This window comes from Corynebacterium sp. ES2730-CONJ (assembly GCF_024834055.1).
Classification (GTDB): domain Bacteria; phylum Actinomycetota; class Actinomycetes; order Mycobacteriales; family Mycobacteriaceae; genus Corynebacterium.
On sequence record NZ_JANUXZ010000008.1, the window covers coordinates 20444 to 42458 of the forward strand.

The 22015-nt window shown below is 53.0% G+C and carries 14 protein-coding genes and 1 tRNA gene; 5 read left to right on the forward strand and 10 right to left on the reverse strand.

Translation table 11 applies throughout. The features are described 5' to 3' along the window. Positions 1–8: 8 nt before the first annotated feature. From NXS13_RS09045 to NXS13_RS09060, 4 genes are all read right to left on the reverse strand, one after another. A complete protein-coding gene (locus NXS13_RS09045) occupies positions 9–935 on the reverse strand; it encodes an amino acid ABC transporter permease (RefSeq protein ID WP_259080293.1) in 927 nt (308 codons plus the stop codon). A gap of 83 nt (positions 936–1018) precedes the next feature. Next, complete coding sequence (locus NXS13_RS09050) at positions 1019–1975, reverse strand: ABC transporter substrate-binding protein (protein WP_259080294.1); 957 nt, start codon at positions 1973–1975, stop codon at positions 1019–1021. A 409-nt stretch (positions 1976–2384) separates the two neighbouring features. Further along, complete coding sequence (locus NXS13_RS09055; protein WP_259080296.1) at positions 2385–3308, reverse strand: DUF368 domain-containing protein; 924 nt, start codon at positions 3306–3308, stop codon at positions 2385–2387. Between the two features lie 92 nt (positions 3309–3400). After that, positions 3401–3474, reverse strand: a tRNA-Leu gene (locus tag NXS13_RS09060). Between the two features lie 107 nt (positions 3475–3581). Here NXS13_RS09060 and polA point away from each other — a divergent pair. Next, complete coding sequence (gene polA / locus NXS13_RS09065) at positions 3582–6263, forward strand: DNA polymerase I (protein WP_396124775.1); 2682 nt, start codon at positions 3582–3584, stop codon at positions 6261–6263. 17 nt (positions 6264–6280) lie between these two features. Here the strand turns inward: polA and NXS13_RS09070 are convergent, their stop codons facing one another. After that, on the reverse strand, positions 6281–7045 hold the full coding sequence (locus NXS13_RS09070; RefSeq protein ID WP_259080298.1) for a class I SAM-dependent methyltransferase: 765 nt from the start codon (positions 7043–7045) through the stop codon (positions 6281–6283). Between the two features lie 196 nt (positions 7046–7241). Between NXS13_RS09070 and rpsA the strand changes: the two genes are divergently transcribed. Next, positions 7242–8714 (forward strand): 30S ribosomal protein S1, encoded by a 1473-nt coding sequence (gene rpsA, locus NXS13_RS09075; protein ID WP_259080299.1) that lies wholly within the window; start codon positions 7242–7244, stop codon positions 8712–8714. A gap of 673 nt (positions 8715–9387) precedes the next feature. Here rpsA and NXS13_RS09080 read toward each other — a convergent pair. From NXS13_RS09080 to NXS13_RS09090, 3 genes are all read right to left on the reverse strand, one after another. Next, positions 9388–11007 (reverse strand): aspartate:alanine exchanger family transporter, encoded by a 1620-nt coding sequence (locus NXS13_RS09080; protein WP_259080300.1) that lies wholly within the window; start codon positions 11005–11007, stop codon positions 9388–9390. A 298-nt stretch (positions 11008–11305) separates the two neighbouring features. Continuing rightward, positions 11306–12448 (reverse strand): 8-amino-7-oxononanoate synthase, encoded by a 1143-nt coding sequence (locus NXS13_RS09085; protein ID WP_259080301.1) that lies wholly within the window; start codon positions 12446–12448, stop codon positions 11306–11308. Next, complete coding sequence (locus NXS13_RS09090) at positions 12441–13172, reverse strand: 6-carboxyhexanoate--CoA ligase (protein WP_259080302.1); 732 nt, start codon at positions 13170–13172, stop codon at positions 12441–12443. The genes NXS13_RS09085 and NXS13_RS09090 overlap by 8 nt, the downstream gene beginning before the upstream one ends. 347 nt (positions 13173–13519) lie before the next feature. Between NXS13_RS09090 and NXS13_RS09095 the strand changes: the two genes are divergently transcribed. Both NXS13_RS09095 and coaE read left to right on the forward strand, forming a co-directional pair. Continuing rightward, positions 13520–15553 (forward strand): glucose PTS transporter subunit IIA, encoded by a 2034-nt coding sequence (locus tag NXS13_RS09095; RefSeq protein WP_259158782.1) that lies wholly within the window; start codon positions 13520–13522, stop codon positions 15551–15553. A gap of 72 nt (positions 15554–15625) precedes the next feature. Then, positions 15626–16222: a dephospho-CoA kinase gene (gene coaE, locus NXS13_RS09100; protein ID WP_259080305.1), complete on the forward strand. Its 597-nt coding sequence runs from the start codon at positions 15626–15628 to the stop codon at positions 16220–16222. On the opposite strand, the gene NXS13_RS09105 is transcribed toward coaE, so the two are convergent. Then, positions 16163–17584 (reverse strand): DUF4185 domain-containing protein, encoded by a 1422-nt coding sequence (locus NXS13_RS09105; RefSeq protein WP_259080306.1) that lies wholly within the window; start codon positions 17582–17584, stop codon positions 16163–16165. The genes coaE and NXS13_RS09105 overlap by 60 nt on opposite strands. A 25-nt stretch (positions 17585–17609) precedes the next feature. Here NXS13_RS09105 and uvrB point away from each other — a divergent pair, with 25 nt between their 5' ends. Further along, positions 17610–19697 carry an excinuclease ABC subunit UvrB gene (gene uvrB, locus NXS13_RS09110; RefSeq protein ID WP_259080307.1) on the forward strand — a complete coding sequence of 696 codons (2088 nt, stop codon included), beginning with the start codon at positions 17610–17612 and terminating at the stop codon, positions 19695–19697. Here the strand turns inward: uvrB and NXS13_RS09115 are convergent. Further along, on the reverse strand, positions 19694–21877 hold the full coding sequence (locus NXS13_RS09115; protein WP_259080334.1) for a UvrD-helicase domain-containing protein: 2184 nt from the start codon (positions 21875–21877) through the stop codon (positions 19694–19696). The genes uvrB and NXS13_RS09115 overlap by 4 nt on opposite strands. Between the last annotated feature and the right edge of the window lie 138 nt (positions 21878–22015).

Below are 22015 nucleotides of genomic sequence, written 5' to 3' on the forward strand. Positions count from 1 at the left end.
ACCTTCTCTTATTTCCGCTTAGGGGTCTCGGGAACAATATTGATATTTTTCGGAAGCGTTCCCTCTGCATCGGCTAGGGCGCTGAGTTGGCGAGCTGTCAACTCCTTGGTTGCCCCACGATCGTAGTAAATCTCTAGGTAGTGTTGGCCCACCATCAGCAACGAGGTGATAACGAGGTACCACGTTGCCGCAACAAGAAGCAAAGGAATCGGGTCAAAAAGAGCGTTCGCAATATCCATGGCCCGCCCGTATAACTCCATTGAATAAGGAATCGCGACGACGAGCGACGTGGTCTTGAGCAGGGAAATGAACTCATTGCCTGTGGGAGGCAAGATGATACGGCGTGCCTGCGGCAAGATTGTGCGGCGAATAGTGGTCCACCAACTCATACCGAGGGCCTTTGATGCTTCGATTTGTCCAGGGGGCACAGCCTGAATCCCGGAGCGCACGATTTCTGCCATATAGGCCGCCTCGTTCAGACCGAGTCCTAGGACGGCGAGGAAGAACGTATTTCTCAGTGCGCTTTCGAGGTCGATCTCAGCTATCCCCAGGTTGAGTACTTTGAAAATATTGCCAGCTAGACCCCAGAACACCAGTTGTACATAGACTGGGGTGCCTCTAAAGATCCATAAATAAGACCATGCGATGGCGCTCAACACGGGATTGGGCGACATCCTTAGGATGGCGAGGATCTGACCGAGGACAACGCCAATAAGCATGGCTAGCACTGTGAGCGCAATAGTGTGCAGAGCCGCTTCGGCAATACGAGTATCGAAAAGGTACTGAAAATAAGTGTCCCACCCGAAGGCTTCATTTTGGCTACATGAATAAATAAAAAGAGCGACAATGCTCAGCAAGATGGTGGCCGTAACCCACCGTCCTGGGTGGTGGAGTGATTTAGCCTCAATGGGTTTGGGGCCTCGTGGGGTGCTCATAACAAGAATCTTTCGAATGTTTAGACTCCCTCGGTTGCTCATGCGGTGCCAAGGGAGTGGGTGGGATATCAGAGGATGGTTGGCTAGTTGATGGGCTGACCATTGATAGCAGCGGCTTCAACGAGGCCATTCTTCATGCCCCACTGAGCTAAAATCTCTTCGTAGTCGCCGTTGTCGATGAGGTGCTGGAGGGCGGCTGCGAGAGCGGGGGCTAATTCTGAGCCCTTTTTAACGGGCCAACCATAGTTGGCAACGGCGAAGATATCTCCAACTAGTTCGAGTCTATCCTCAGAGCGTTCAACAGCCCACGCGACCGTGGGGGAGTCGCCCGAGAATGCATCGGCACGCCCAAGGATGGCAGCATTAGCGGCGGCATCGGAGCTGTCGAAAGATAAGGTTTTGATTGCTGGTTTGCCAGCTGCTTCACATGCTGCCGAGCGTTCGGCTACATCTACCGTCTCGGAGACTGAGGCCCGTTGAACGGCCACAGTCAGGCCACACGCCTCATCGGGATCGACGCCTGAGCCGGGAGCTGCGGCCCACTGGATACCGGCATTGAAATAATCGACGAAGTCGAAGTTAGCCCTCCGCTCCTCGTTATCGGTAAAGCCGGAAGCCCCGAATTCTACGGAGCCACCGTCGATTTGGGGCAGGATCAATGAGAAGTCGAGGTCCTTAACTTCCAGTTCCAAGCCCAGCACGGAAGCGGCCGCACGAGCAAGATCGATATCAAAGCCGATGATCTTACCATCGGAATCTTTAAATTCAGCGGGGGCGAAGGGTGGGTTGGTGCCAATGCTGATCTTGCCATCCTCAGCGATGTCTGATGGAACGAGAGCGGCTATAGCGTCAACGGTGTCAGGAGTAATTTCCTTCCAACCAGAGGGAAGACCGTTACTGGCAGCGGAGGACGGGGATTCACCATCAATGGCGGCGGTATTACCTTCCGTGTTTGTAACGCAACCGCTGAGGAGTAAACCGACGGTGACTATGCTCGCTGCCGAGCGGTAGATCGATTGGTGTTTCATCGTTGAAGTCATGGAAATAAATTTATCACACTGAATAAATTTTTCATACCCTTTACGGTGGACGTCTTACCCCCGTAATCGACAGGAGACAATAAAATGTCTCCAAGCAGTGGTTATACCGGAGGTTTGGGGGTGCCTGACCAACCTTTGCGGAGTCAGCCCTGCGAGGCAGTTATCGAATATATGCATACAATTCACAAAATATGCGGAAAGTATGCATTTGATTACGGGAATGATGCTCGCCACCAATACTTCACAAAGGGGGCTGAGAACAGCCTGGTTCAGGTCTCTCCACCCGCACCCAGTTACTTGTGACCTCAAACCGCGCGAAGGTGCAAGCGATAATCGTACCCGCGCTACTAGTCCAACCAGACACACTCGGCACACACGCGGGTAACTACTTCGCTATTCGGAAACCTTGTTAGTTCTTCGATCCCTGGGTATTAAAGCGTTCGAGGATCATCACGGCACCAGCAATGGCGCCACCGAGCGCCATCATGGACAGCAACCAGCCAGTATTGCCACTCGGTGCGAGAAGCTCTCCCGAATCGCCAGTCCACGGCCATAGTGCACGTAACGAACCCAACATCAGCCCCGCCATCGCCATCATGGTGAGAGAGTGATGGTTATTGAGCAGATAATTTAACACTTTGATAAACAACGACAGCCCCGTGAGCGCCCCCGCGACAAAGACCAAGAGGACCGTGAGGTTGCGTTCGCTCACTGCGCCAATAACTGGCTCATATAGACCGATCGCTAGGAGAATGAAGGATCCGGATACTCCAGGTAATACAAGCGCGCAGATAGCAATAGCAGCAGCCCCAAATATGATCAGTAGTGATGGATCAGATTTCTCGGCCGAGGTGAATCCGGTGAGGAAAAACATACCTATAGCGGTTGCAACGAGGAGCGAAAGCGCAGGGATCAACTTGGCTTTTAAGTCCTGCTTGTTGGTCTGCTTGATCGGGACGACCAGTGAGACAGCAACCATACCGAGAAAAAGGGCGTGGGCAGTCTGGGGAGAATTCTCCACAAAGGAATGAACCACTCCAGAAAGCGCAAAGACAGTACCTAGCATTCCCACAGCCACCGCAGCGAGGAAGAGCCACTCGACTTTCCTCACCGCAGCCGCAAGGTTCGAACGATCGCGAACGAGCGATTTCGCCACGTTCAGCAGCGCGTCGGCGTTGTTAATCGCGCGCTCGTAAATACCACTGATGAGCGCAATTGTGCCACCGGAGACGCCCGGAACCATCTCGGCAAGTCCAATGAGAGCACCAATGACAACATGAACAAGATGTGAAACAGGGTTTGAGGAGCGGATCCCCTGAGTTGAGTGGTCCATTGAGCGCCTTACTGTTTATATGAGTATCAGATTTTTTATAATGTGATAGCAAAACCGCCACGTGTAAAAATACTCCGTGGCGGTGACTATCGTGCCCCTGGTGAGACTCGAACTCACACTGGACGGGTTTTGAATCCGTTGCCTCTGCCAATTGGGCTACAGGGGCGCACGGGGAAATATTAACCTATTTTCTAGATTTCTGGAAATCCCAACGTCATCCTACCCATCCCCGACTATTCCCGCGATCGACTAGACTGGTCTTTCGTGACTGAGATGGAGAACAACAAAATCGACGCCCCACGCCGCCTTATGCTCATTGACGGTCATTCTATGGCTTTCCGTGCTTTCTACGCGCTTCCGAGCGATAAATTCTCCACGTCTGGAGGTCAGCACACCAATGCTGTCTACGGTTTCCTTTCTATGCTTGCAGGATTAGTACGCGAAGAAGAACCCTCTCATATCGCGGTGGCCTTTGACCTCGAGGCTCCTACTTTTCGCAGTGAACTGTTCCCAGATTACAAGGCACAGCGTGCGCCCACCCCTGAGGAGTTCAAAGGGCAAATTTCGCTAATCAAGGACGTGCTTGAAGTCCTTGGCCTGAAAACCATCGAAAAAGACCATTATGAGGCCGATGATGTGATTGCCACATTGGCTACCGCCGCTCAACCCCTTGGTTTTACTACTCTTATAGTTACTGGAGATCGCGATTCTTTCCAGTTGGTGAACGATTCCACCACGGTGCTGTATCCCATGAAGGGGGTTTCGGTTATGCACCGCTTTACCCCTGAAGCTGTGCAGGAAAAGTATGGTCTGAGTCCTGAGCAATACCCGGACTTCGCAGCTCTTCGGGGCGACCCATCGGATAATCTCCCCTCGATTCCAAAAGTGGGAGAGAAAACCGCAACCAAGTGGATTACCCACTACGGTAATCTAGACAACTTGCTTGCGCATGCTGAAGAAATTGGGGGAGTAGTAGGCAACAATCTCCGCGAGCGCATTGATCAAGTGCGTATGAATCGCACGCTCACCGAGATGGTCAAAGATCTTCCCTTAGAATTGTCCCCGGAGCAGCTCCAGCGGGGAACGGTCGATATTACGGCGGTTCTGGATAAATTTTCAGATCTCGAATTTGGTAAAAATCTTCGCGAACGCATTTTTGAAGCCCTAGGTTTAGGGGAGCAACCTCAGACTCAGGAATCGGCCCGCGACGAAAGAGAACTCATCGAAGACAGTCAACCTGTCCATCATTGGTTAGAAGATCCTAGCCGTGACCTAGCTGCGGGAACGGCGGTCTATATTCAAGGGAGAGGAACACCGGCGAGCGGCGACGCCTATGCCTATGCACTCCTCGATAGCAAGAACCATGTTATCGTGGGTGACTTTGCAGATCTGAGCCCCGAGGAGGAGAAGGCGCTGGCTAAATTCTTCTCCAGCGACGCCCCCAAGATTATGCATGAGGCCAAAGCGTGCTACCACATGTTAAAGGGACGCGGGTTCACTTTATCGGGGATCCGCCATGATACTGCTGTGGCTGCCTATATATTGCGCCCCGGCCAGCGAACCTACTCTCTCGAGGATGTTTATCAGCGGCATCTTCAGGGACAACTCGGTGCCGATAACGGGGGTCAATTGAGCTTGATCGACGAGGATAACCATCGCATCCTTAAGGACTCTGTTCGGGCAATTATCTCGCTAGCTGAATCCTTGACCAAGGAATTGCAAGAAATGGACTCCTTCGAGCTTTATAGCGACTTAGAGATTCCTCTTATCCAGTCACTCGCTGTGATGGAGGATGCCGGAATTGCGGTGGATCGAGCTGTGTTAGAGGAACAGCTGGCAGACTTCAAAGACCAAGTGGCCAGGGAGGAAGAGGCAGCACGTGAGCTCGCGGGTGACCCGACGCTCCTCCTGACCTCACCGAAACAGCTGCAGGTTGTCCTTTTTGAAACTCTGGGACTTCCCAAAACTAAAAAAACCAAGACAGGCTACTCCACAGCAGCTAAAGAGATTGAAGCGCTTGCTGTCAAATATCCGCATCCCTTCCTTGATCATCTTTTAGCACACCGCGAATATCAGAAAATGAAGACCACTCTAGAGGGTCTGATTAAAGCTATCGGCGAGGATGGGCGTATTCACACCACCTTTAACCAAACTGTGACGTCCACGGGCAGACTATCCTCCACGGAACCTAACCTGCAGAATATCCCAGTGCGAACTGCAGCCGGGCGCAAAATCCGCTCCGCCTTCACTCCTGGGCCAGGGTACGACACGCTCTTGACTGCCGATTATTCCCAGATTGAAATGCGAGTGATGGCGCATCTTTCGCAAGATGTTGGCCTTATTGAGGCGTATCAACGTGGTGAGGATCTTCATAATTACGTGGGATCAAAAGTATTTGATGTCCCCGTTTCTGAAGTGACGGCGGAGTTGCGCCGCCGCGTCAAGGCCATGTCCTACGGGCTGGTCTACGGGCTCTCGGCCTTCGGCCTATCACAACAGCTGGGAATCACCCCAGGTGAGGCCAAGGGAATCATGGAAAACTACTTCGAGCGCTTTGGTGGAGTTAAACGTTATCTTGATGATATCGTCGAACAAGCTCGACGCAGTGGATACACAGCTACCCTCTTCGGGCGCCGGCGTTATTTACCAGAGTTGAGTTCCACAAATCGGGTTGCTCGGGAAAACGCCGAACGTGCGGCTTTGAATGCGCCCATCCAAGGAAGCGCTGCCGATATCATTAAAGTTGCTATGTTGCGCGTCGACCGGCATTTGGAGAAAACGCAATCTCGGGTGCTCCTCCAAGTCCACGACGAGTTGGTGGTAGAGGTAGCTCCCGGGGAACTCGACATGGTTACCAAGATTGTGGAAGCCGAGATGGACCGAGCCATATCGCTCTCGGTTCCCCTGGAAGTATCAGCCGGACATGGAGCTAACTGGGAAGAGGCTGCCCACTAAAGTTTCTAGTGGTGGCCTTATAGAGGGCGGTGAGCCTGAATGATCATAGTACCTGGGAAAATTTTGCCGCGGAGAGGAGACCATTGGCCCCACGTTGTTTCCAAAGAATCCGGCCATTCGGGTTCGACGAAGGCGTCGATGTGAAAACCACTGGTGGCTAAGGCGTTGATGTGGTCGGCCAAGGTGTGCTGAAATTCCACATAGTCAGGGCAAGTATCGTCAGCGGAATATTCCACGTAGTCCTTCTCAAAGTACGATGTGACTGCCATGAGTCCTGCTTCGCCTGGATCGTCGAGAAAAACCCATCGCATGGGATGGTTCGTGGAATAAACAAAACGTCCACCGGGGGTGAGCAAATTATAGATTGAACCAAATAACTCGGTGAGATCTTCCACGAAAGGAATGGCGCCAAAAACCGAGAAGACACAATCGAATGTTTCTTGGGCAAAGGGGAGAGCTGTGGCATCAGCCTGTACTAGAGGCAACGAGGTCGCTGCATACTTGAGCATGGACGATGAAATGTCGAAGCCCACCACGAATGCGTGGGGGAAGCGCACCTTCAACCACTGGGAACAGGGAGCCGAGCCGCAGCCTAGTTCGAGGACAGTATGCTGGGAGAGATCACCCAGCAACTGGGCCTCTTGCTCGTGAAGCATCTCAGGGCACCAGTAAAAGGATGACAGATATTCAGCGTGACTTCTGTGGTACTGCGTGGCATCGAGGTCCCAATATTTTTGATTGGCCAATGAGGCTATTGGGGTTGGAGTTTTATCGGCAAACACAGCGACCCATTCTATTTGCTTTAGCTGGGAAAATGGCGTATCCTTGGCCACGCGTGTCTATGTTCGTATCGCCATCTTGCTTATGTAGGGAAGTAAGACGGGATGCGGCGAGATTGAATCGCTCTCTTTAGATGCAATTCAAGAGACATGAACTGTCCATCATCGATTCCTACATATTTCGGAGCACTTTTAACTTATGACCTCCAAGAACGTACCTCAGGTCGCTGTCAACGACATCGGCTCTCCTGAGGATTTCCTCGCAGCCATCGACGCCACCATCAAATATTTTAACGATGGAGACATCGTCGAAGGTACCGTGGTTAAGGTTGACCACGATGAGGTTTTGCTCGATATCGGATACAAGACCGAAGGTGTCATTCCGGTACGCGAGCTGTCCATCAAGCACGATGTCGACCCCGGCGAAGTAGTCGAGGTTGGCGACGAGATCGACGCCCTAGTTCTCACTAAAGAGGATAAAGAAGGTCGTCTGATCCTGTCCAAGAAGCGCGCTCAGTACGAGCGAGCATGGGGCGCCATCGAAGAACTCAAGGAAAAAGACGAGGCCGTTACCGGTACCGTTATCGAGGTTGTCAAGGGCGGCCTCATCCTTGATATTGGACTGCGCGGCTTCCTGCCAGCTTCTCTCGTTGAAATGCGCCGCGTGCGTGAACTCGACCCTTATATCGGTCAGCAGATCGAAGCAAAGATCATCGAGCTCGATAAGCAGCGTAATAACGTTGTTCTTTCCCGCCGTGCATGGCTTGAGCAGACCCAGTCTGAGGTTCGCTCGGAGTTCCTGCACCAGCTGCAAAAGGGCCAGGTACGCAAGGGTCACGTGTCTTCCATCGTCAACTTCGGCGCTTTCGTCGATCTCGGCGGTGTTGACGGCCTCGTTCACGTATCCGAGCTCTCCTGGAAGCATATCGATCACCCATCCGAGGTCGTCACCGTTGGTGACGAAGTAACCGTAGAGGTGCTCGACGTTGATCTTGACCGCGAGCGCGTATCGCTCTCGCTCAAGGCAACCCAGGAAGATCCATGGCGCGTCTTCGCACGCACCCACGCTGTCGGCCAGATTGTTCCCGGCAAGGTTACCAAGCTCGTTCCATTCGGTGCTTTCGTCCGCGTCGAAGAGGGTATCGAGGGTCTCGTACATATCTCCGAGCTGGCTCAGCGTCACGTCGAGGTACCAGACCAGGTTGTCAACGTCAACGAAGAGGCAATGGTTAAGGTCATCGACATCGATCTCGAGCGTCGTCGCATCTCCCTCTCCCTCAAGCAGGCTGATGAGGACTACACCGAGGAATTCGATCCCTCGAAGTACGGTATGGCCGACTCCTATGACGAGCAGGGCAATTATATCTTCCCTGAAGGCTTCGATCCTGAGACTAATGAATGGCTCGAGGGCTTCGATGCTCAGCGTCAGGAGTGGGAGGCTCGTTACGCCGAGTCTGAGCGTCGCTTCCAGCTTCACACCCAGCAAATCGAGCGGAACCGTGCCGCAGCCGCTGAGGCTGCCGCAGCGGGTGAGTCCGAAGGTGGAAACTACTCTTCCCAGTCTGACCAGGCAGCTCCGGCCGAAGCAGCGGAAGTAGCAGCGGAAACCGGTGGCTCACTTGCTTCTGATGAGCAACTTGCCGCTTTGCGCGAGAAGCTCGCTGGCAGCTAAAGCTCGCTGTGCGTAATCCCCATTCACCTGAATGATCAGGTGAATGGGGTTTTCTTTATTTTCCGCTATGAACTTAAGTCGGCTGCTCAGGTATTCGCCCTCCTAGACAATTCAACGGATAGTCACTTGCGCGTTAATTAGGCTGCTGTCGAGCTGCTAAAGCGACGTTCATATCTGGTTTAGGTAAAGCACCCCATCAGTCACTTAATGGGCCAATTTATTCTGTTGGTGGTTGCTTTCGCCGTTTCGTCGACCATGCCGATGGGGAAGGTAACTTAATTTTCCTTTTTCCCATTGCTAAGAATTGTAGAGTCACCTGTGAGAGGATTACTCGAGTTTGTTGATACGTTGATGAGGTCAAAGTTGAGTATCTTACAAAATTTCAACCCCTCGGCGCGCTGCAGGTTCCGGCCCGAGGAGCTGATCTCATCGCGGGCACCGTGAATACCGTGGCGCTTTGAGACCTAGGGTTTTAGTAGTGGACTCTAGTCGTTCATACGTTACCCTTTCACCAAAGCCAAGATACCGGTAAAGAGCTACAGTATAGATCTATAGTTATGGCAGCAAGGGGCCATCTAGAGGATGGTCGGGCTCTCTGCGATTGGGGGTTCAAACTCAAAAAAAGCTCGCCTCCTGTTAAGGTGAAGCGAGCTTTTCCGTCTTGGATCAGGCGTTAAGTGAGGACAAGAGCAAACGCGAGTAGCTGGGCACAGAGGATCTTCGTGACCATAGCCATCGGGTATACCGTCGTGTAGCCAATAGAGGGCAACTCGTTGCGGGTATGGTCCGAAACATAGGATAAAATTGCAGGGTGGGTCTGCATACCTGCGAGGATGCCAGCTACTTGACCGAATGGAATTTTGAGTAATTTATAGCCCACAATCAGGGTGCACAAACTCATGGCAATCGTGCCTATAGCGCCAACAAAAATAATCTTTAGAGATTCTGGATCTTTCAGGGCTTCTCCGAAACCAGCACCGGCGGTGGTACCAATTCCAGCAAGGAAGAGTGTGATACCGAATTGACGCAAGGCCAAATTAGCGCCATAAGGTACTTGCCACACTACAGGACCGGTGCGCTCGATATAGCCGAGAAGTAATGCCACGATGAGGGGGCCGCCCGCGGAGCCGAGCTTAAGTTCAGCGCCACCAACAAGAGGAAGTGCCACCATGCCTAGCAGTACACCGAATCCGAGGCCCGTAACCAGGGGAAGAAGGTTAATATCGGACAGGGATTTGTAGGAATCGCCGAAGATCCTTGTGGCTTGATCGATTCGACCTCGAGGAGCCACAACGCGAACTCGATCGCCTAACTGCAGGACGGTATCTGGGGTGGCCACCGTGTCCATATCCCCTCGGCGCACCTGTGTCACCAACATATCGTGGAGACGAGAACGTAGCTTGCGGAGAGGGATACCAACAATATCTGGGGACGACACAAAGATTCTGCGGTAGTCAATAGTCTCGCCGTGAGTGGGAGAGCCAGGGACGTGCTCACCGACGAAGGCGCCCACCTTGTCGAGCTCCATGGCTGTGCCAACTATCGAGACCGTGTCGCCGAGTTCGGCTTCATCGCCTGGTTCTGGCAGGTAGAACTTACCGTTATGCTCGATTCGGGATACTATAATCTCCAATTCGAAGGCATGGGGCCATTGATTGATGGGGGGTAGGTTCTCTTCGGTGACCTTGAATCGACGAGTCTCTAGAGGGGTGACAGCTACGCCTGCGTCTTTTGCTTCCTGCTCGTGATTGATTTTAAAAACTTTGGACATGAGTGCGATCGAGAGAATGACACCGAGCACACCAATGGGATAGGCAAGCGAGTACGCAACGACAGGAAGCTCTGCTACGTCACTATTTTCGTTACCTAGAAGCTGTGGCATGGTATCCACAATGGCAGCCATAGCAGGAGTATTCGTGCCAGCACCGGTAAATAGTCCCGCTCCGGAAGCGGCATCGATTCCAGCAAGCTTGATAGCTATATATGAAATCCCGGTCAGCACAATGATCATGCTAAAGCCCAGCATATTGTTTTTGAGCCCGATGGTTTTCATCGATGCGAAAAATGTTGGGCCGGCTTCGAGCCCGATGGTATAGACGAATAGGCTCAAACCCACAATGAACAAAATGGGGGGTAGGGTGATGCGCGGTTCAATGGTAGCGAAGGCCAGACCAACGAAAAGCACAGCAGCTACGCCGAGTCGAAAATTTCCGATCCGAATCTTCCCTACGAGTAATCCGACGGCCATGATGGTGATCAAAGCGAGGAGCTGATTTTCAACAAGTAATTGCACGTTACCTATGGTGGCACGCAAAAAAACATAATTCAACCTGCGGTTTAGTGATCTTGATGGGGGTAGGCGCACAACTCTTTCGCCTAAACTCTCATCTTCTCGTCAACGCTATTGGGAATTTGTGTCCAAATAGGGCTAAGTCTGTTTATCGCTCGTGCACTAAGCTCTGCGAATCGAGGGGAAGGGTGTTTTTTCTCCAATCCAATGGGGGTAACCTCCCATGCTTTTACAGTGACATTATACGAGGATGTGTGATCAAAACTTCATCCTTATTGAAAGTAGACGAGCGTGACATAGTTTAGCTATTGCAGACGATTGAGGCGACCAGTCGATCAATATCGGCTTCGGTGTGCAAAGCAGAAAGGCACAACCGGAGTAATGCTTTCCCGCGGGCAACAGTGGGATATCGAATGGCGGGGGCATATATCCCGGCATCTTCGAGATTGCGAGCGATGGTTATAGCTAGGCGTTCATCGCCAATGGGAACCGGGATAATGGGATGGGGGACCGAGGGCGATTGCATTCTCATCGATGCATAAAAATATCCGATGACCTCGTGCAGACGAGCGATGAGTTGATGATCGGTATCGAGAATTCGGAGAGCCTCGCTACAGCTTCCAACTGTGGCTGGAGTTGGAGCGGTGGAATAAACAAAGCTACGAGAGTGGTTGTAAAGGAATTCCCGCACCGGAGTGCTGCAGAGAGCAAAGCCCCCCTCCACACCCAAAGCTTTAGATGCAGTTCCGATTAATATATCGGGCTTTATACCGGCCCACTCGCTGACGCCCCGTCCAGTCCGTCCCACGGTGCCTACCCCATGTGCATCGTCGATGAGCAACCACGCATCGTAGTCGGCGGCTAGCTGCGCCAGTCTGGGCAGATCCACCACCGAACCCGACATAGAGAAGACACCATCGGAGATGATAAGAGCGTGTGGAGTCGTGCGGTGGCTCAACGCGCGGGCGAGGTATTCGAAATCCTGGTGGGGGTAGATTGTGAGCTGAGAGCTTTTAGCGAGCTTAATACCATCAATGAGCGAGGCGTGGTTGAAGGCGTCGGAAAACACTGTCACCTCGGGACCAGCTAGTGCTGAAATGACGCCCAAGTTGCACAGATAGCCGGTAGCGAAAAAAATACAGTCGGAGTAACCGAAGAACTCCGCTAGTTGGTTCTCTAGCATTCGATGAATCGTTTCGCCGGATGTTAGCCGAGACCCACCAGAACCTGCACCGTATAAATTGGAGGCTTTTTGTCCAGCCGCAATGACGCGGGGATCGCACGCGAGCCCCAAGTAATCGCTGCTTGCAAAACTAAGTGTGGGATGCCCATTGAGGACTGTGCGCGGTTGTGGGGCGGTGTCGAACCGACGGGGACTTCGCTGTAACTCAGCTGCCTCCCATTGGTGGTTCCAGGATGTGGTGACGCTGTTCAGACTAGTCATCGTGACCACCGTGGAAGTGTCCCGTGACAAGGACGGGTTGGTCTTCGAGATAAGCGATCGTACGCCCGAGGTCGAAATTATATTGGGTACTATCCACGATGATCACTCGACCACCACTACCGTTTTTCTTCATATTAGGAATTCGGTAATAGGTTCCTGCTAATGCTATATAACCTGTTGTGTAGTCGGGATCGTCACTCATGCAAAGTTCAGCCACAACCCCAGGTGCACTAAGGGTTTTCGTTGCCAAAATGCGAGCCTCGACGTGGTGATTCTTTGATCCTCGGTGGATAGTGTGCTCATAGTCAAAGGTGCTAACTCGAATACCGCGATGCCGATCGGGCTCTATGCGGCGGAGTCGGCGAGCATCTAACAAGGCGGCCCCACGCATGTCTTTAATTGAGAAAATCAAGTCTTGCGCCAGTTCTGCCGCGGAGGTGCTAAGCCCATTTTTGGTTAATAGTTCTGCGATACTGGTGCCGGCGGGAAGCTCTACGCAGGGAAGTAGAGGGACACGCAGTGGGTCTTGGTCTAGTCTCTCGACGCGCAAGGAGATGCTATCCGGCTCTGCCTTAGGATGAGTGAGGGCGCGCTCTATTAAATCTGCTGCAATCTGGGTAATATCGCTAGGTTTGTCTCTAGCGGAAGCGTTCGTGAGACGTTCGGCGCCGGAGATGTGGGTTCCTTGGTTGGAGGCATGCATGCGGATTGAGTAGTAGGCCATGGGCTAACAGAGTAACAGGATAGCTGGGCATGAGGGGGAAAGGGATGTGGGAAACGGGGTGAATCTCGCGGTCAAAATTGTGGGTTTGCTGTGGTTTTGCTGTGGGTTTATTTTTGAGTCATGTGAGAAAATCCGCTTGCTTTCTTGAATGTGAGCTGGGCTATGCAATATACTGGGAGGGATTGTTCTGTGAACCAAATTTTTGGTCGGAACAAACCAAGAAAGGTTCAGCCAGATCATTGAGTGGCAGCATCGTTGCTGACTCAGGCGGTTGGATCGAAGAGAGTGAGTCCTAGGTGCTTACTCTTTTACGTTTTTAATGTAAATCTCTAGCGAAAGGCCTGAAAATGGCTGAAAAAACTACCCTGGGGACCGCCTCAGAGTTTATCCTCGATAAGATCGGGGGTGCGGAAAACGTCGCCTCGATGACGCACTGTGCCACCCGACTCCGCTTCCAGCTCAATGATCAGTCCAAAGCTGATCAGAAGGCTCTCGATTCTCACCCTAAGGTCCTCGGTGTTGTACCGCAGGGCTCCAATGGCCTCCAGGTCGTCATGGGTGGCGATGTTGCCAATTATTACCAGGAGCTTACGAAACTTCCAGGTATGGGAGCCAAAGACAGTGCCGCCGAGTCTTCGAAGAAGCAATACGACGGTGTCAGAGGCAAATATAGCTGGGTGGACTACTGCTTCGAGTTCCTCTCTGATACATTCCGCCCGATTCTCTGGGCTCTTCTTGGCGCCTCGCTGATTATCACCATGCTCGTGCTGGCTGACACCTTCGGCTGGCAAGATTTCCGCCAAGATGTCGCAGAGCAGCCTCCGGTCTATCAGCTACTCCACGCCATGTGGACTTCCGTCTTCTACTTCCTCCCCGTCATGATCGGTGCTACCGCAGCGCGTAAGCTGGGAGCAAACGAGTGGGTGGGCGCCGCCATTCCCGCCGCTTTGCTCACTCCCGCTTTCATGGCGATGGGTAGCAAGGGTGACGTCGTAGATCTTGCTGGTCTACCACTAGTTATTAACGAGTACTCCGGTCAGGTTTTCCCTCCGATTATGGCTGCAATTGGCCTGTTCTGGGTGGAGAAGGGTCTTAAGAAAATCATCCCGAGTGCGGTGCAAATGGTCTTTGTACCATTTATCTCCCTGCTCATCATGATCCCAGCTACCGCCTTCTTGCTCGGCCCCTTCGGTATTTTCATCGGTAACGGAATTACCAGCGTTTTGACAGCGGTAAACGGTTTCAGCCCATTCATCTTGGCTATTTTGGTTCCTTGCCTCTACCCATTCCTCGTTCCATTGGGTCTGCACTGGCCGCTCAACGCCATTATGATCCAAAATATTGCAACCCTCGGTTACGACTTCATCCAGGGCCCCATGGGTGCATGGAACTTCGCCTGCTTCGGAGTTGTTACCGGCGTTATGGTCATCTCCATCCGTGAAAAGAACAACGGCATGCGCCAGGTTTCCCTTGGCGCAATGATGGCCGGTCTTCTTGGCGGTATCTCTGAGCCTTCGCTCTACGGCGTGCTGTTGCGCTTCCGTAAGACCTATTTCCGCCTCATTCCGGGTTGTATCGCCGGTGGTGTCGTTATGGGTATCTTCAATGTCAAGGCTCAGGCTTTCGTCTTCACCTCGCTGCTCACAATCGGCGCTATGGACCCCGCTGGTGGATACGCAATCGGTATTGCCGTCGCTTTCTTCACCTCCATGTTCTTAGTCATTTTCCTCGATTACCGCACCAAAGAAGAGCGTGACGAAGTGCTTGCTAGCCTGGCTAGTCAGCGTGAGACCGAGATTGAAGCAGCTCCGACTGTCGCGACTCCTGCTCCTGCTGCTACTCCAGCCGCTGCACCTGCTGCAGCCGCTACTTCCGGTGGCGCAGTCGCTGTTGCCACTCCGGTTAAGACCGCACTCGAAGAGGGCGCTTTGACTGAGCTGGTTTCGCCCCTCGCCGGCGCAGCTATCACCCTCAGTGAAGTTCCAGATCCCATCTTTGCTGCTGAAAAGCTTGGCAAAGGCGTAGCGATTGTTCCCACGGGTACAACCGTTTACGCTCCAGCTGACGCAACTGTCATTTCCGTTCCTAAGTCAGGCCATGCCGTAGGCCTGCGTCTGGACAACGGTATTGAGCTGCTTGTTCACGTTGGTATCGACACCGTTCAACTCGGTGGCGAGGGATTCGAGATTCATGTGGAGCGTAAACAGCATGTAACTGCTGGAACCCCGCTGATTTCCTTCGATCCTGAATTCATCAGCTCAAAGGGCTATAACTTGGTGACGCCAGTACTGGTTACCAACCACGCGAAATTCTCAGACGTGAGCGGTTTGGCCCCACAAAACGTGGATACCAATACCGTAGTAATTCGCACTCAGAAGTAGTATCTTCTTTTCCTCAAATCCCCAGCACTCTCCACGGGCGCTGGGGATTTAACATGCACTAGTATAAATTTCATGAAGATCATTGGGCTCACTGGTGGCATCGGTTCCGGTAAATCGACTGTTGCAAAAGAATTCGCATCTCTTGGAGTTACGGTGATAGACGCCGATCACATTGCCCGCGACATCGTCGAGCCAGGAATGCCAGCCCTCAACGAACTAGCTGACGCATTCGGCGGGGATATCATCAAAGATGACGGTCATCTCAATAGAGGATTACTCGCGGAGCGCGCTTTTAGCAGCCCGGAGAAGACCGCCCAACTGAGCTCGATTACCCACCCTCGCATCCGAGAGCGCACCGAGGCCCTCTTTGAGTCCTACCGTAAGGCAGGGCATCCTATAGTCATTTGGGATGTACCGCTCCTCGTCGATAAGGGGTACCACCGTCACTGCGATGCCGTTATCGTGGTTGATACCTGTGCTACCGAGCGGCTCAGGCGGTTAGTACACTTGCGCGGGCTGAGCGAGAAGGATGCTAACGCTCGCATTGCTGCTCAGATCAGCGACACCGAGAGACTACAGGTCGCCGACTTTGTCATCGATAATAACGGCTCACTCGACGCCATTCCCGCGCACGTCTCTCGGATTCTCCAAAGACTTCGGGATCAGTGAAAGCTCTGTAAGCCCTGTAACCCTAGTAGTCTCAAGGGCAGGGGATAGATCCACAACCTTTTCTACGGTGAGATTATCCTCGGTGTCGTGGTTGCTTTTAACGCTGGCGTTTAGAGATATTTCATCAAGTTTCGTGCGCATGACCAGTACGTTATATGCTCCCCACGTAGACGCCACCCATTCGAGTGTCCCTGAATTCTGATGGGGCAGGATAAAACCACCATAGATATCGGGGATTGTTGCGCGACTAATAAGCATGCGCTTCGAACTCCACGGGCCGGTTATCTTTTCTGCGGTACGAAGCACCATTCCGTTCTCGTCCAGGTAGAGTACTACCCATCGGCCTAAACCTTCGTGGAAGGTCACCGAAAGTTCAGAAACCCTTCCATCCAGTAGTGGAAGCTCCACCGCCGGATCGTCAGTCCACGTCGAGCCGTCGAAGTATTCGAAAGCGTTTTCGGCGGGGAACTCCGACTTAGCCGCACGAGATAGATAAGCTGACCCATCGCGACCGGATTTAGTGCTTATCCGGTAGATATAGTTGTCATCGTGAGTGAAGGCGCTCATCTGAAGGTGCGAATTCCCGTGTCTGTAGGCGCTAAACCCTGGGATACTCGGTAGGTTCTCTGCATCTGCATTGACACGAATGGATTCGGGAACGAGTGACCAATTTACTCCATCGACACTCATCACTGTAGCCGCATAATTGGTATCCCAATACCCTGGAGCACCCCAGCGACGCACCGACATATAGTCAATATAGTGCGCACCATTGACATATATCCCCGCGGTGGGGATGGTGGTGTGCTCTATTCCCGGAACCTTCAGCGAGCCGATAATTTCCCGGGCGAATCCCGACGACGACCATCCACCCGCAGTCAAAGCCTCATCGAGGGTTAACCCATCCGAGTAGTCCTTATCTACAGTGCGTAGCAGGACATTCGAGCGCCAGCCATTATCAGCTCCATCGCAGCTCATGGTGTCGCCAAATGCCATATAGGTGTAATTTTCAGGTCCGGACCACGCGATACCTAAGTCGGTGCCCGAAATACCAAAACGAGAATGAGTACGCTGCGGGGAACCTGGACCAGTCAGTAGATGAAGGGATTGAGTTGCACCCTGGAGGATGGGCATTTGGCCAGGATGCCGCCCCTGATCAAGCGAACTACTTCCATGACTGGAACTAAATAAGGACGAGCCCGACAAGAAGGGTAAGGAAGAACTCCCCTGGGGTTGAAAGTGTTCACCTTCTTGCGGCACGCGAGTGTAGTCACATGGCGCTGCGGTGACCGCGGGGGCGGTGAATAATTGGCCGAGTACGGTGGCAGCACACACACTGAACGCCAGTCTTCTCATTTGCATAACTACCACTATATTATTGGTGGTTATGAATTCCCTCCCTGCCGATCAACAGCCGGACCATCGCCCCGTTACAGAAATAGCTCGCTCCCAGGGCACCTTCGAGGTGGTATCGGAATTCCAGCCCAGCGGGGACCAACCCACCGCGATCAAAGAATTGGACGAACGTCTGCGCCGCGGTGAGGATGATATTGTTTTACTCGGTGCTACGGGTACCGGTAAATCTGCCACCGCCGCGTGGCTCATCGAAAAGCAGCAGCGACCCACATTGGTCATGGCTCCCAACAAAACTCTTGCTGCCCAACTCGCGAATGAATTGCGCTCCTTACTTCCGAATAATGCGGTTGAGTATTTTGTTTCCTACTACGATTACTACCAACCCGAGGCCTATATCGCCCAGACCGATACCTATATCGAAAAGGATTCCTCCATCAACGATGATGTGGAACGACTGCGTCACCGGGCTACCTCGTCCTTGCTAACGCGACGCGACGTGGTGGTGGTCTCCTCAGTGTCATGTATTTATGGTTTGGGAACGCCGCAGGGCTATATCGATCGCTCCGTGTGGTTGGAGGTAGGAGAAGAAATAGAGCGAGATCGTTTCCTCCGATTGCTGGTTGACATACAATACGGCCGCAACGATATCGGTTTCACACGCGGCACATTCCGAGTTAAGGGCGATACCGTCGATATCATTCCAGCCTATGAAGAGACCGCAGTGCGTGTGGAGTTTTTTGGCGATGAAATTGATGCACTCTACTATATCCATCCCCTGACCGGCGAGATTATCCGCCAGGTGCAAGACGTTCGCATCTTTCCGGGCACCCACTACGTAGCGGGACCGGATCGTATGGCGCGAGCTATCGAAGATATCAAAGAAGAATTAGCTGACCGGCTCGCTGATTTGGAAAATCGTGGAAAACTGCTGGAAGCACAGCGCCTGCGAATGCGCACGGAGTACGATCTCGAGATGATTGAACAAGTCGGTTTTTGCTCTGGTATTGAGAACTACTCCAGACACCTTGATGGGCGCGCTGCGGGTACCGCGCCAGCGACCTTACTCGACTACTTCCCCGATGATTTCCTCACCATTATTGACGAGTCGCATGTGACGGTGCCCCAGATTGGAGGCATGTTTGAAGGCGATATGTCGCGAAAACGCAATCTAGTGGAATTTGGTTTCCGTCTGCCTTCGGCTCTTGATAACCGCCCTCTCACGTGGGAGGAGTTCTCGCAGCGGGTGGGGCAGACGGTTTATCTGTCGGCCACCCCTGGCAATTACGAGTTGGCCGCCTCTGGTGGAGAATATGTCGAGCAGGTTATCCGCCCAACTGGTCTGGTCGATCCAGAGATCACTGTCAAACCTACGCGGGGTCAGATCGATGATCTCATTCACGAGATCAGGGAGCGGACTGCGAAGGATGAGCGCGTGCTCGTTACTACTTTGACTAAGAAGATGGCCGAAGATCTCACTGACTATTTATTAGAAAACGGAGTGAAGGTTCGCTATCTACACTCCGATATCGATACTCTCCAGCGGGTTGAATTGCTGCGACAGCTGCGCCTCGGGGAGTTCGATGTGCTGGTGGGCATCAACCTGCTTCGCGAGGGCTTGGATCTTCCTGAGGTATCCTTGGTGGCCATTCTCGACGCAGATAAGGAAGGTTTCCTCAGATCCACAACGTCCCTCATTCAAACTATCGGACGCGCCGCAAGGAATGTCTCTGGCGAGGTAATCATGTATGCAGACAAGATGACGGACTCCATGACATTCGCCATCGAAGAAACCGATAGGCGCAGAGAGAAGCAATTGGCCTACAACAAAGAACATGGGATCGATCCGCAGCCGTTGCGCAAGAAGATAGCCGATATTCTTGACCAAGTTCAAGACGCTCATTCCGATAGTGGCGACGAGGGACGAGCCGATGCCGCGCTCGTCGCGCGCAAAGATACCTCCACTATGGCCTCCAGCGAGGTGGAATCTCTGATCAAAGAGTTGACCACTCAAATGGGGCAGGCGGCTCGCGAACTCAAATTCGAGTTGGCAGGCCGCCTCCGGGACGAGATTGCGGACCTCAAGAAAGAATTGCGTGGTTTAAAGGAAGCCGGGATCTAGGTGAGATCGGTGCTGTCTCCAATGATGGTCAACGATTGTGTAGCCCGGGTGAGAGCCACGTAGAGATCTTGGTACCCTTGCGGGGAGGACTCGACAATCTCATTCGGTTCCACTACCACGATGTGATCGAATTCAAGTCCTTTGATTGAACTGACCCCTCGAATGGCCGAATTCTCGCGATGATCAGCTGCGATAATCGCCACGGAGCGGTGAGGGTCTTTCTCTTTCAGTTCCCGAGCAATGCACATTGGATCGGTATCTGAAGGGTAGAACCGTACTGGATACCCCGAGGATCTGAGAGACGTCGCGGGTCGTCGGTCATGACCAATGCGGGCGAGTATTTTGTGCGCGTACTCCATGATCTCTAACGGAGTGCGGTAGTTAACGGTGAGCTCGTGCTTCGTGAAGCGCTGCGAGACAAAGGGAGCGAGGGTTTCCGCCCACGAGTCGACCCCGGCGGGTGACCCGGTTTGAGCCGTATCGCCCACAACAGTCATCCATCGAGCGGGTATTCGTCGCATGACCATCCGCCACTCCATCGGACTCAGCTCCTGGGCTTCGTCGATAATGACGTGGCCATAGGTCCATTCTCTATCATTGCGGGCGCGGTCGGCTGTGGTGCGAATATCTTTTTCTACCTGCCAGTCCGCCAACTCCTCGGCGTCGATAATATCGAAAGCGGAGAGAATCTCAGCGTCTGATTCATCGTCGAGATCTGAGTTTGCCGAGGAGCTGAGGCCTTCAAGCGTTGACTCAGCAGCTTCCCGTTCCAAGTCCCATTTTTGCTCGCGAGTCGCGGCAGGATGGGGGCCTATGAGTTGAGCTAATTCGTCGAGAAGCGCTGCGTCGCTGGCGGAGAAGCCCTCGACATCATCGCGCAAGAGAGCATCGAAAGTGTCCTCATCGTAGTCGAAGAGAATCTCGCTTAAAATTTTGGCATCGCAGAGCATTTCGGCGAGCACATCTTGAGGCCGCAGAATCGGCCAGAATTCTGCGACGAGTTCATGGAGTTCAGGGCTAGCCAAAATATCGTCATGTATCTGCGCTTGGTCTCCCTGGGATAGCAAATTCTGCCGCCCCAAAGGATCAGCGCCGACGATGGACACCAGAGCTTTGGTTAACTGCGCGGAGAGAGCATCGGCGAAAAGAGGTTGGGCGAGATTATGCGGCCGCCGTCCCCGTCGTGCCCTGGTGCGGGCGGATTTGACCATAGCAGGGGTTAATGTGATATCGATGCCCTCGATGCGGATAATTCTATTCTCCTGGAGCTCCGATTGGTGGCGTGCAACAGCTCGCTTGAGAATGGTGATCATCTCTAGTGAGCCTTTTACTTCTTTCCCCGCGAGGCTTTCTGGCTTCGAGGGGACCATTTGCGGGTACAGCTCACCAATAGTGCTTAGAACGACGCCAGTCTCTCCGAGCTCGGGTAAAACTCGCGAAATATACTCAAGGAACGTTGGATTGGGCCCGATGATTAATACGCCTTGGCGGTCCAATTGCTCTCGCCACGTATAGAGCAGATAGGCGATCCGATGGAGGGCTACAGCTGTTTTTCCGGTGCCGGGACCACCCTCAACAACCATCACTCCGCGGGTTTTGTCACGAATGATCGTATCTTGTTCGCTCTGTATGGTCTCTACGATGGAGTGCATATGCGACCCACGGGCTTGTTGTAAAGCTAGGTGGAGAGCAGATTCATGGGCCACAGAGTGGGGCGCGTATTCGATTCCGCTCAGATCTCCACCGAGAATTTCGTCATCAACTCTGACCACCGTGCGACCCTTAGTGCGAATATGCCGACGAATTTCGACTCCCCCCGGTTGCGCAGTTGTGGCTAAATAAAAAGGTCTAGCCATGGGGGCTCGCCAGTCGAGAAGCAGGGTACGGTAATCGTCGTTTCGATCATCGAGGCCCATCCGCCCGATATAGCGGCGCTCAAGGTTATCCCTGCCCGGTACTGGGTTCTCGACGAGGCCGCTCGAAGCTATATCTATTCTTCCGAATACTAAACCGAGAGAGGCTAGGTTGAGGCGGTCTATGCGCTGATTAAGTGCGTGGAATTCAGTATCGCGTTCGAGCAGATCTCCTGCATCGGGATCGCTATGGTCAACGCGCATCTGAACAGCGCTTAGTTTCCGGCGTGCTTGCTCCACCTCGGCATCGAGCTTGGTAAAGAGCATATCCACATAGCTCTGCTCATCGCTTAAATCGGTGGACTTTTTCAACGGCAATCTCCTTGCTTGCTTAGAAACCAAAACTCCACTCTACTAGCACCATCTATTTTGGTGCCGACGCGAAAGGGCCACCCCACGATCTGG